At 63.2% G+C, this 10,959-nt stretch carries 8 protein-coding genes and 1 pseudogene; 4 read left to right on the top strand and 5 right to left on the bottom strand.

The genetic code is table 11. From position 1 onward, the window contains the following. Positions 1–85 precede the first annotated feature (85 nt). From FHW79_RS27485 to gmd, 4 genes are all read right to left on the bottom strand, one after another. A complete protein-coding gene (locus FHW79_RS27485; protein WP_282184038.1) occupies positions 86–1,066 on the bottom strand; it encodes a GDP-L-fucose synthase in 981 nt (326 codons plus the stop codon). Between the two features lie 40 nt (positions 1,067–1,106). Beyond that, the gene (locus FHW79_RS27480) at positions 1,107–1,868 is read right to left on the bottom strand and encodes an ABC transporter ATP-binding protein (protein WP_183181853.1); all 762 of its coding nucleotides are present in this window, start codon (positions 1,866–1,868) and stop codon (positions 1,107–1,109) included. Next, the gene (locus FHW79_RS27475) at positions 1,868–2,713 is read right to left on the bottom strand and encodes an ABC transporter permease (protein WP_247884634.1); all 846 of its coding nucleotides are present in this window, start codon (positions 2,711–2,713) and stop codon (positions 1,868–1,870) included. Before FHW79_RS27475 ends, FHW79_RS27480 begins: the two co-directional genes overlap by 1 nt. A gap of 195 nt (positions 2,714–2,908) precedes the next feature. Continuing rightward, the gene (gene gmd, locus FHW79_RS27470) at positions 2,909–3,991 is read right to left on the bottom strand and encodes a GDP-mannose 4,6-dehydratase (protein ID WP_183181852.1); all 1,083 of its coding nucleotides are present in this window, start codon (positions 3,989–3,991) and stop codon (positions 2,909–2,911) included. Between the two features lie 376 nt (positions 3,992–4,367). On the opposite strand from gmd, the gene FHW79_RS27465 reads away from it, so the two are divergent. From FHW79_RS27465 to FHW79_RS27455, 3 genes are all read left to right on the top strand, one after another. Beyond that, on the top strand, positions 4,368–6,581 hold the full coding sequence (locus FHW79_RS27465; protein ID WP_183181851.1) for a glycosyltransferase family 2 protein: 2,214 nt from the start codon (positions 4,368–4,370) through the stop codon (positions 6,579–6,581). Positions 6,582–6,770: 189 nt separating this feature from the next. Next, positions 6,771–7,100 (top strand): NAD/NADP transhydrogenase alpha subunit-like protein, encoded by a 330-nt coding sequence (locus tag FHW79_RS27460; protein WP_247884633.1) that lies wholly within the window; start codon positions 6,771–6,773, stop codon positions 7,098–7,100. Further along, a complete protein-coding gene (locus tag FHW79_RS27455) occupies positions 7,097–8,335 on the top strand; it encodes a peptidase G2 autoproteolytic cleavage domain-containing protein (RefSeq protein WP_183181850.1) in 1,239 nt (412 codons plus the stop codon). The genes FHW79_RS27460 and FHW79_RS27455 overlap by 4 nt, the downstream gene beginning before the upstream one ends. Before the next feature lie 33 nt (positions 8,336–8,368). On the opposite strand, the gene FHW79_RS27450 is transcribed toward FHW79_RS27455, so the two are convergent. Beyond that, positions 8,369–9,547, bottom strand: a complete 1,179-nt coding sequence (locus FHW79_RS27450; RefSeq protein ID WP_183181849.1) for a hypothetical protein — start codon at positions 9,545–9,547, stop codon at positions 8,369–8,371. A 431-nt stretch (positions 9,548–9,978) separates the two neighbouring features. Between FHW79_RS27450 and FHW79_RS33575 the strand changes: the two are divergent. Further along, positions 9,979–10,521: pseudogene (locus FHW79_RS33575) on the top strand (CatB-related O-acetyltransferase); the annotation flags it as partial. Positions 10,522–10,959 lie beyond the last annotated feature (438 nt).

Raw genomic sequence — 10,959 nt, 5'->3', positions numbered from 1 at the left:
TATCAGGGAATTCGTTGGATCGGGCGAGGATCAAATTGCGGCCTGCGCCACCCGCATCATGGGTTCCCGCGGGTCCGCTACGCGCTCAGCGGTTGTCTGGAAGGCCGCGCAGAGTTCCAGATCTCAAATTTTCCACATACCAGCGGTAGGTCCGCTCGAAGCCGTCGCGCAGGCTGGTCGGCGCGCTCCAGCCCATGGCCTGGAGCCGGCTGCCGTCCATGATCTTGCGGGGAGCGCCGTTCGGTTTGGAGGTGTCAAAGCGGAAATCTCCCCGGTAGCCGATCACCGAGCCCAGCAGTTCGGCCAGTTCACGGATGGACAATTCGTGACCGGACCCGAGGTTGACGTGCGCTTCACCCGAATAGTGTTTCGTCAGGAAGACCAGCCCGTCAGCCAGATCCTCGACGAACAGGAACTCGCGCAGCGGGCTGCCGTCGCCCCACAGCTCGACGCTGTCGGCCCCCTCCTCCTTGGCTCGGTGGATGCGGACCATCAGGGCGGCGGCGACATGGCCCTGGGCGATGTCGAAGTTGTCGCCGTAGCCGTAGAGATTGGTTGGCATCGCCGCGATGAAATCGCAGCCGTACTGCCGGCGGTAGGCTTGACACATCTTGATGCCGGCGATCTTGGCGACCGCGTACCACTCGTTGGTCGGCTCCAGTGGGCCGGTGAGCAGCGCCTCCTCGCGCATCGGCTGCGACGCCAGCCGGGGATAGATGCAGGAGGAGCCGAGGAACACGAGCTTGCGCACCCCCACCCGTTTGGCGGCGTGGATGACGTTGGTCTCGATCGCGAGGTTCTCGTAGAGGAATTCGGCCGGACGGCTGTTGTTGGCATGGATGCCCCCGACCAGTGCCGCGGCCAGGAACACGACATCCGGCCGCGCTTCAGCCATCCAGTCTTCGACCTCGGCTTGGCGGCTCAGGTCGACGCGGTCACGGCCGACCGTCAGGATGTCGCACGGTTCCCGCTCCAGCCGGCGGACGATGGCCGACCCCGCCATGCCGCGATGCCCCGCAACCCAGACCCGCTTGCCAGCCAGGGAAAAATCCGCGCCCGTGGTCATGCATCCCGCCTTCTGAATGTAACGGTTGAGCAAAATTCTTTTACGAAAGCCCCTCGGCGTTCTGGGCGTGATAGGCTGCCAGAACCTCATCGACCGGCCCGAAGCGCTGGATGGTGCCGCGTTCGAGCCAAAGCAGCTTGTTGCACAAACGCTTCAGCACGTCCTCGACATGGGAGGCGACGACCATGATGCTGGATCGGTTCACGAAACCCTCGGCCCGGCGCTGGGCCTTCTCCAGGAACTTCGTGTCGCTGACGGCGAGCCACTCGTCCATCAGCAGGATCTCCGGATCGACGGAGGTCGCCGCGGCAAAGGCGAGGCGGAGCGTCATGCCCGCCGAATAGGTGCGGACCGGCAGGTCGAGATAATCGCCCAGTTCGGTGAAGGCGGCGATGTCGTCCATCTTCCGCTCCACCTCGTCGGCATCGATGCCGAAATAGGCCGCCCGCATCCGGATGTTGTCGTAGCCCGACGCGTCCATGTCGAGGCCGAGGCCAATGTCGAACAGCGGCGTGACGCGCCCGTCGACACGGATGCGCCCGGCCGTTGGCTCGTAGACGCCGGCAAGCACGCGCAACAGCGTCGTCTTGCCGGCGCCGTTGCCGCCGATCAGCCCCACCCGGTCGCCATGTTCCAGAGTCAGCGAGAAATCGCTCAACGCCTTCACGGTGACCCGGTGATGGGCATCGTGCTTCAGCACGCCGCTGGTGGAGGAGCGCAGCAGGGTCTTCTTCAGGGAGCGCGCGCTTCCCTGGTAAAGCACGAAATCGACCGAGACGTCGTTCAGATGTATCGAAGCCATCAGAGCCAGTAGGCGATGCGTTTGCGGAAACGGGCGAAGACGGCGAAGGTGAAGGCCCAGCCGGCCGCGGCGAACAGCAGGCCGACCGCCCAGTTCTCCCAGCCTGGAAGCTGGCCGAGCAGAGGCGCCCGGATGACCTCGATCAGATGATACAAGGGGTTGAGCGCCATCAGGTAACGCCGGTCGCCCAGCAGCTCCGGCTTCCACATCACCGGGGTCACGAAGAACAGGAGTTGGATCACGCTGGCGACGATGGGCGGCACGTCACGGAAGCGCGTGCAGATCATGCCGCACAGGAGCATGATCCAGCCGGCATTCACCAGCAGGAGTCCAAGCCCCGCGACGGCGAGCAGGATGCCGCCGACTCCCGGCCATATCCCGAAGACCACCGCCACCACCGCGAAGATGACGATGTTGTGAGCGTAGATGATCAGGTTTCGCCACAGCACGCGCAGGATGTGCAGCGACATCGGGATGCGCACGTTCTTGATCAGCGGTTCAAGATCGATGAAGCTCGTGCAGCCTTCGTTGAGGAAGGACGCGATGAAGGTCCAGGTGGCCAGACCGATGGCGAGGAACGGCAGGTAATTTTCCAGGTCGAGCCTGAACAGCGTTCCGTAGATGAGGCCAAGGCTGGCCACCATGACCGCCATGCTGAGAGTCAGCCAGAAGGGCCCGAGCACCGAGCGGCGGTAGCGCTTGCGGATGTCGTGCCAGCCGAGCTTGCTCCACAGCCGCCAACGCCGGCCACCCTCCAGCAGGTCTTCCCAGGCCCGCTCCGCTTGGCCGCGCCCCCCGGAATCATAGACATCCGTGATTCGCCGGCGCATCTGGGGGGCAGTCATGCTCTCACTCGTCATTGCAGGCGCCTTGGGTGCAAGCCGCGACCGCACACAGGCAGCGCCACGGCGAGGAGGCTCTGGACAACACCACACGAACTCCGAACGAAACCAACCGAACGGCGGCTTGTATACTCCGTTCGTCAGTGGCTTCACAGCCTTAACGCGCCGGACCGCTCCGGGGGAACGGCGCGTTAAGGATCAGGAGCGGCGCCCGGTTTCGCGCCCGTTTCGGGCAGGATCGTCCTGCCCGAAACGGGCGAGGTCGCTCTCCATCATCTCGCGGACGAGGTCGGCAAAGCTGGTGGTGTAGGTCCAGCCCAGCCTGTCCCGCGCCTTGGACGGGTCGCCCAGCAGCAGGTCCACCTCGGTCGGACGGAAATAGCGCGGATCGACCTCGATCAGCACATCGCCCGTGTCGGCGTCGATCCCCTTCTCGTCCACGCCCGTCCCCCGCCACTCGATCCGGCGGCCGACATGGCCGAAGGCCAACTCCACGAACTCACGGATGGAGTGGGTCTCGCCGGTGGCCAGCACATAGTCGTCCGGCCGGTCCTGCTGAACGATGCGCCACATCCCCTCGACATAGTCGCGGGCATGGCCCCAATCGCGCTTGGCGTCCAGGTTGCCGAGGTAAAGCGTCTTCTGAAGGCCGAACTGGATGGCGGCGACCGCGCGGGTGATCTTGCGGGTCACGAAGGTTTCGCCGCGGGTCGGCCCCTCGTGGTTGAACAGGATGCCGTTGGACGCGTGGAAGCCGTAGGCCTCGCGGTAGTTCACCGTGATCCAGTAGGCGTAGAGCTTGGCCACCGCATAGGGGCTGCGCGGGTAGAAGGACGTCGTCTCCCGCTGCGGCGTCTCCTGCGCCTTGCCGAACAGCTCCGACGTGGAGGCCTGGTAGAAGCGCGTCTTGCCCTCCAGCTTCAGGATGCGGATCGCCTCCAGCAGGCGCAGCGTCCCCAGCCCGTCGGCATTCGCCGTGTATTCCGGCGTCTCGAAGCTCACCTGCACATGGCTCTGGGCAGCAAGGTTGTAGATCTCGTCCGGCTGGACCTCCTGGACGATGCGGATCAGGTTCGTCGCGTCGGTCAGGTCGCCGTAATGCATCCGGAAGCGGACGTCCTCCTCGTGCATGTCGCGGTACAGATTCTCCACCCGTTCCGTGTTGAAGGAGGAGGAGCGCCGCTTGACGCCATGGACGACGTAGCCCTTCGACAACAGAAGCTCGGCAAGATAGGCACCGTCCTGCCCCGTGACCCCGGTGATCAAAGCAACCTTGCTCAACTCATGCTCCTGTTTCCGAAACCTGTTCCGCGCGTGCTCCGGGCAGCACGGGTCGGACCGGGTGGCCCTGGCCGCCCCCCTTCACGACGCCGAAGGGGCTCCATGGCGGAGTTCTGCATGAATGCGCGGTTCAGCCGCTGACTTCAACGTTTTTGCTCGCCGGTCCCCAGCGGCCTTCGGGAACGCGGCCCATGGCGCAGAGAGAACGCGCGAGCCATTTTCCGAATGCCCGGCGGCGGCCTGGAGAATTCAACCGGAAAATGCGCGCCGTTTGAAAAAAGCTCTATCGTCCGCCGCTTTCAAGCGCCAAACCTACGGTCGAGTATGATGTCCCATACTTTCCCCGAGGCGGAAACCGTCGGCAGCCGTGGTGCGCATGATCGATACGATTGAAGGCTGTGTTCAGGGCTATTGGAACGGCAACATCGTCGGATGGGCCTGGAATCCGCGCCAGCCCGGCATGAGGCTCGTGCTGGAAGTTCTGGTCGATGGCACGGTCAGGGCGATTGGCGCCGCCAACCGGACGCAGGACGATCCGGCTGCCTCCGGTCACGGCGACGGAGGCTACGGGTTCAGCATTCCACTGCCTTTGGGCGAGAGGCAGCTGGCCCGCGTGCGCGTCGCCAACAGCCTCTTCATGCTGCCCGGCGAAGCGCGCGGCCCGGCCCGGCCCACGGCTCCGACCGTCGAGGGCTATGTCGAGCACAGCCACGGCTTGGCGGTGGAAGGCTGGTGCTGGGACCGGGCGGCACCCGACCGGCCGCTTCGCGTCAAGGCGGTCGTGGACGGCGCGGTGGTGGCGTGGGCCACAGCCGATGAATTCCGCGGTGACCTGCTCGACGCCGGCTTCGGCAACGGCAGGCATGTTTTCAGAATTCATCTGCCGCCGGAACTCGCCGATGGCCGGGAACGCTTGGTCACCATCGAAGCCGAAGGCGACGTTGCCCTGAAAGGCAGCCCGGTGCGGGCGATGGCTGTCCCCCATGGCCCCCGCTCCGTGCTCCATTCGATGATGCGCGCGCTGCCGCTCGAAAGCTCCCAGCGGATCATGGTGCAGGTCGGTGTCATCGACCGCTACATCCAACAGGTCGAAGCGCGCTATCCCTGCTCCATTCCCTGGCACGATTATGAATTCTGGCGGATGTGCTTCGGCGGCTTCGCGCGCGGAGGCAACCATCCACCGATCGCCCTCCCCGCCCATCGGATCATCGGCGGAGGCGGCTTGCCCACGCTTCCGGGCCCGGCCGACCAGCCCGAGATCCTGGCCTTCGTCGATCCCTTCGCGCAGCTGCTGCCCGACGCGCTGCACCGCGCGTTGCGGCTGTTCGTCGAAACCGGCGCCGACATTCTCTATGCCGACGCGGAGGTGGAAACCCCGGAAGGGGTCCGGCCATGGTTCCGCCCGGACTGGAACTACGACCTGTTCCTGTCGCAGGATTACACCTGCGGGATTTTTCTGGTCCGCTCGGGCCTTCTGGCCGGCAAGCCTCCCGCCCTCACCATTCCGGATGCGAAAGTCTCCGCCATCGAGGACGCCAAGCCCGACCGGATCGTCCATGTGCCGGAAACGCTGACCCGCCTGAAAGGGGTGGACCAGTGCACCGACGGCTGGGTCGCTGCCATCCAGAACCACCTGCATCGCCGCGGCTTCCCCGCAACCGTCCAGGCGGCGGCCGGCAACGGAGCGAGGCGCCGCGTGCGGTGGCCCGTCCCGCATTCCCGTCCCCTGGTCAGCCTGATCGTTCCCACGCGCGACCGGCTCGATCTCCTCAGGACCTGCATCGACAGCATCCGCAGGCGCACGACCTATCCGAATTACGAAATCATCGTGATCGACAATCAAAGCCGGGACGCGGAAACCGTGGCGTATCTGCGGCGGGAATCCGCAACCGGAAGCATCCGCGTGGTTCCCTACGATTCCTATTTCAACTTCTCGGACATGAACAACATGGCCGCGGGGATCGCCAGGGGGGCCGTGCTGGGCTTCGTCAACAACGACGTCGAACTCATCACGCCCGGCTGGTTGGAGGAGATCGTCGGACTCCTCGGCCGTCCCGAGGTCGGGGCGGTGGGAGCTAAACTCTTGTACCGCAACGAGATGCTCCAGCATGGCGGGATCGTCATCGGCGTCGACGGGCTGGCGGAAAACGCGTTCCAGCACACGCACCGGAACGACGACGGGTATTTCGGCAGGACCAGCGTCGCAGGGAACTATTCCGCGGTCACCGCCGCCTGCCTGTTCTGCCGGACAGAGACGTTCCACGGGGTCGGGGGCTTCGACTCCGCAAACCTTCCGGTCGCATACAACGACGTGGATCTGTGTCTCCGCATCAGGGAAAGCGGAAAGCTGATCGTCTGGACGCCGCATGTCGAACTCTATCACGACGAGTCGGTCAGCCGCGGCCGCGATGTCCCGCCCGACCGCCAAGCCCGCGCCCTCCGGGAAGAGATGCACATGCGGGCGCGGTGGCGGCACGCCATGCTGCGGGACCCGCACTACAGCCCGAACCTGAACCTCGACAAGCGTCCCTTCACCGGCCTGGCCCTGCCGCCGCGCCATGTCTGGGGGGAATCGATGCTTCGTCGGTGAGAGACCCTGCGACGGTGAATCCGCTTTCTCCAACGATGATGAGATTGCACTAGGATAATATACCTTGACACGGCCTTGCAGCGCCGCCAGGCTGCGCCGATCAAGGCCCTATTGTGTCGTTTTTTCACCCCGCCCGGTTGCACCGCGGCGGGGTTTTTTGTGCTCGCGACGACGAGCCGGGAGAAAGCCATGCAAGGATTTCGAACCTACCAGGACGATATGGGATTGCCGACCGCGATCCTGCATCCGTCCTCCAGCCGCCATGTCGTGGCACTGACGGCGGGGGTTGGGCAGACGGTCACCGTTCCGAATGAAGCGGTCAGCGTCCTGTTCAACGCCACCGGCCTCTTCTGGGTGCAGTACGGTGGCGGCGCCGCGCTGCCGACGGGAAGCGACCTGAGCGGCGGTGCTCCCGAACTGGCTCCCCAGGCGCGGCGGGTCGAGGCCGGCACCGTCCTGGGGCTGGTCGCTCCGGCTGCCTGCCTCGTGTCGCTGTCCTTCTTTGGAGGACGGTCATGAGTGGGGCCTATCATCATGACATGATCGTCCCGCTGCCGCTGCCCCCGTTGCAGGTGACCGGCGGCTCGGCGGCGGCGGCAGCCGTTGGCTTCGCCGGGGACCCGGACACCGGCCTGTTCTCGCCCGCCGCCGACACGCTGGCGATTGCGACCGGGGGAGCGGAACGGGTCCGGGTGGACGCCGGCGGTCGGATGGGCGTCGGATGCAGCCCGACGGTTCCCCTGGAAGTCCGGGCCGGAACGCCGCAGATCCGCCTGTACGATGGAAACGCCGTCGACGCCCGCTGGTACACCGTTGCCGGTGGCGGTGCGACCGTCTTCGGCAACCTCAGCAACCACGTTCTGGCGCTCTACGCCAACAACGCGGAGTTCCTGCGCGGCCAGCCCGACGGCAAGGTCGGCATCGGCACGTTCTTTCCCGGCGCCCGGCTCCATGTGGCCAGCACCGGCCAGAGCCTTCTGGCGACGACCAGCGATTCCGCATCGCCGGCGATGCGCGCCCATGTCAGCCACGGCGCCTACGCCAGTCAGGCGCTTCTGCTCGACGCCGACCGTCCGGGATCGAACGGGTTCATGTTTCTGCAGGCGCGGGCCGGCGTTTCCTCCACCCCCGACACCAAGTTCAAACTCCTGGGCGACGGCAGCGCCTACGCCGACGGGGCTTGGACCGGCGGGGGCGCCGATTACGCCGAGTTCTTCGAATGGGCCGACGGCAACCCGGACGCCGAGGACCGGCGTGGCCTGGCCGTGGTGCTGGAGAGCGGGCGCATCCGTCCAGCACTGGCCAGCGACCCGCCTGCCCGCATCGTCGGCGTGGTCGGCGCCAACCCGACCATCGTCGGCGACGCCGCCTGGAATTGCTGGGCCGGCAAATACCGGCGCGACGATTACGGCAGCCTGCTGACCGAAGAGTACGAACTTGTGGAGTGGCAGGAAACGGTGCCAGCCGCCGACCCCGGCGCTCCGCCCGACATCCGCCCGCACCGCTGCCCCGCCGACGCCATCCCCCAGGACACGGCGGTTCCTCCGGAGGCCCGCCGGACGGTGCAACGGCGACCGATCCTCAACCCGGCCTTCGACCCGGCCCGGCCTTATCGCCCGCGCGCCGAACGACCGGAATGGACGATTGTCGGCTTGATGGGGAAACTGCGCGTCCGCCAGGGCCAGCCCACGGGCGACCGCTGGATGAAGCTGTGCACAGTCTCCCCCACCGTCGAGGAATGGCTGGTGCGGTAGCCGCTTGCCCGTTCCCGGACCCTGGAGTTCACATCACGTGGACTCCGGGGCTCGTGGGGCCGCCTTTGGAAATCTCATATATCGTGGGCTGCCCTCGATGACCCATTCATCGACACCCTCGACTTCGAATTCGATCTTGTGAACGTTTCCATCCAGAAAGCGGTCGTCGAGCGCAACGCAGATACCCGCTGCGCCAATGAACCCGGCTGGCTCGAGGTCGTCCCGCGGGTAATCCGCTTTGACGGTGGCGACCTCCTGGTCGTCGATCTTGTACCGGATCGTGAGGCCTTCGGCGGACTGGCCGTGCCGGTAGACCCATCCACGCTGCGTCTCATTCAGTATGTCCTCCAGGACTCCGAAGACGGCGGGAATTTTCAGAACCTGATCCTGGCCACCGATCCGCACGGACGACGCGTCCTTGATGGACAGCCGCATGGTGCGCTCGACGCCATCGTAATAGGAAGCCGGAACCTTGTACTGGAAGCCATGGTGGAAATTCTCACGGCAGTATTCCAGCAAATCCCCACGGTGCAGATTCGCTTCGATGTTGCCGACGACGGTTCCATCGATCTCGATCTGGACGGTGATGGTTGTGTGTTCGTTCGTCAAGTCGAGGGCCCAGCCATAGATGTAGCCGGCCTGGAATCGCTCCAACTGGCCGACAACCTGGGCGTTTCCGCTGATTTTGAGATACGCCTCCGGTGAGGGCATGATCTTCGCGATCGCCGCGTCCCGCTGCTCGGGCGTCGGACTCAGCCCGAGCGCCCCGACCAGTTCGTCGACGAACTTCGCAGGGTCATGAAGAACCTTCTCATACGAGAAGCCCAAAGCCGGAAAGCGCGTCGTCAGGAAACAGTCAAGCAACTCGGCCTGAAGCTGCCCGGTGCTTGCCACGGCTTCGGCCGGATCGCGCCGCATCGCTTTGCTCATGCGCTGACTGATGGCGATCGTATCCCGGAAAATGAAGATCAGGACGGGCTTCTCGAGCCACTCGAAGATCTCCGGTGTGCGGAAGATGTTGGGGATCTTGAACCCCCAGACCGGATGGGCGGCATCCCGGCGTCCAAAGATGTCCTTGATGGTCAGGACCTTTTCCTCGGTGCGTCCGGCTATCAAGCTTTTGATCGCAATACCGATTTCATTGTCCTCACCGGTTGCCTCCAGCGATTCGCCCATGAAGACGCCGAGCGTTTCCAGTGCCACCGCAACCATAGAGGTTCCGCCCCGTTCGATGCCGCATACGACAAGGCAACGCCGGCCGTCGAAACCCGCACTTCGTAGAATCATGACATTGAAAACCTTACCAGAACACCACCTTACGGTTAATTGAACGAACAGGCCACACCCGTCAACAAATTGTATTTGCCTCGATAAAAAAACAAAATTCTATGCATCCAGTAATATTTCGAATACGCCTCGTCATCCCACAAATGTCGGCGATGAATAACGTTCTAGAGCCATCTACTAAAAAATTTTTACTTCATGAAATTATCGCAATTACTATGATGTGGATAAGATTTTTGTCATGATATGCAAAGTTCAATTTTACGTTTTGAACTTCACATTAGCGATTCGCTGTTGCTGCCGCGCTCCTTATGAATTACCCTCTTTCTGTCCTGAAGCCTTGCAAAGGTGCCGTCCCCATGAGTTTGGTTCCAGTTTCCGAAGAACTAAAAAAAGCCCTTACCGAAGCTGGCGTTGCGAATTTCTGGACACCTGGGATGACGAACGTACCGCTGGCCGCGACGTTTGAACCGCCATGCCATGTTCAGTGGATGAATTGGGCTTATAGCGGTTCCATGGGGGCTTTCAGCTACGGGGTGAGCGGCTATTTCTTTGGTGCCCGCATTGGCCGCTATTGCTCGTTCGGCGAGAGCATTCAATGCGGACGCGGCAATCATCCTATGGATTGGTTGAGCACCAGCCCGTTCCAGTACATGAATGATTTCCGGTTTCCGGTTGGCCAAGGATGGCCACAAGCTGACCTCTATCGTTCCTACAGCGTTCCGCCGCAACCCAACTCGAATTTGCACGGCCCGAAAGATACGGTCATCGGAAACGATGTGTGGATCGGTCATGGGGCCTTCATCAAGATGGGCGTAACCATCGGCGACGGTGCCGTCATTGGAGCGTGCGCCGTCGTCACCCGGGATGTTCCTCCGTATTCGATCGTCGTTGGAAACCCTGCGGTTGTGAAGCGACTGCGATTTCCAGAGAAGACTGTCGAGAAGCTTCTTGCAGTAAAGTGGTGGGACTATGCACCCTGGGACCTGACCGATATATCATTTGCGGATGTTGATATGGCGATCGACCAAATCCAGCAAAAAAAGGAAAGCAACCTGATCGCGCCTTATCAGGCTGAACTCGTAACGGTTGAATCTATATTGGCGTCCATCTCCAATAGCAATGCTCTTTCCGCCGGTGCTTGACATAAAGCACTAATGTTTCCCACTCATGCGGCTTGAAAGCAACGAAGGCGATCATCTTCAAGCCACAAAATCCGTTGGGTCAGTGCCTTGGCATTAATTTACAGCCCGTTTTAAAAGTCAGGGGGATGGCAGTCGTTTCCGGTTCGGGTGAGCCAAGCGGTGGAGCATGAGGCGGATTGTGGCGAGGGTGATCAT

The sequence above is a fragment of the Azospirillum sp. OGB3 genome (assembly GCF_014192915.1).
GTDB lineage: Bacteria > Pseudomonadota > Alphaproteobacteria > Azospirillales > Azospirillaceae > Azospirillum.
This window is presented reverse-complemented; position numbering and strand designations above follow the sequence as displayed.

What these genes read in the sequence shown, in the direction of transcription:
- FHW79_RS27460 (WP_247884633.1), top strand. Translation starts at nt 6,771, where the DNA reads ATGCAAGGATTTCGAACCTACCAGGACGATATGGGATTGCCGACCGCG.
- FHW79_RS27455 (WP_183181850.1), top strand. Translation starts at nt 7,097, where the DNA reads ATGAGTGGGGCCTATCATCATGACATGATCGTCCCGCTGCCGCTGCCC.
- FHW79_RS27475 (WP_247884634.1), bottom strand. Translation starts at nt 2,713, where the DNA reads ATGACTGCCCCCCAGATGCGCCGGCGAATCACGGATGTCTATGATTCC.
- FHW79_RS27485 (WP_282184038.1), bottom strand. Translation starts at nt 1,066, where the DNA reads ATGACCACGGGCGCGGATTTTTCCCTGGCTGGCAAGCGGGTCTGGGTT.
- FHW79_RS27450 (WP_183181849.1), bottom strand. Translation starts at nt 9,547, where the DNA reads ATGGTTGCGGTGGCACTGGAAACGCTCGGCGTCTTCATGGGCGAATCG.
- FHW79_RS27465 (WP_183181851.1), top strand. Translation starts at nt 4,368, where the DNA reads ATGATCGATACGATTGAAGGCTGTGTTCAGGGCTATTGGAACGGCAAC.
- FHW79_RS27480 (WP_183181853.1), bottom strand. Translation starts at nt 1,868, where the DNA reads ATGGCTTCGATACATCTGAACGACGTCTCGGTCGATTTCGTGCTTTAC.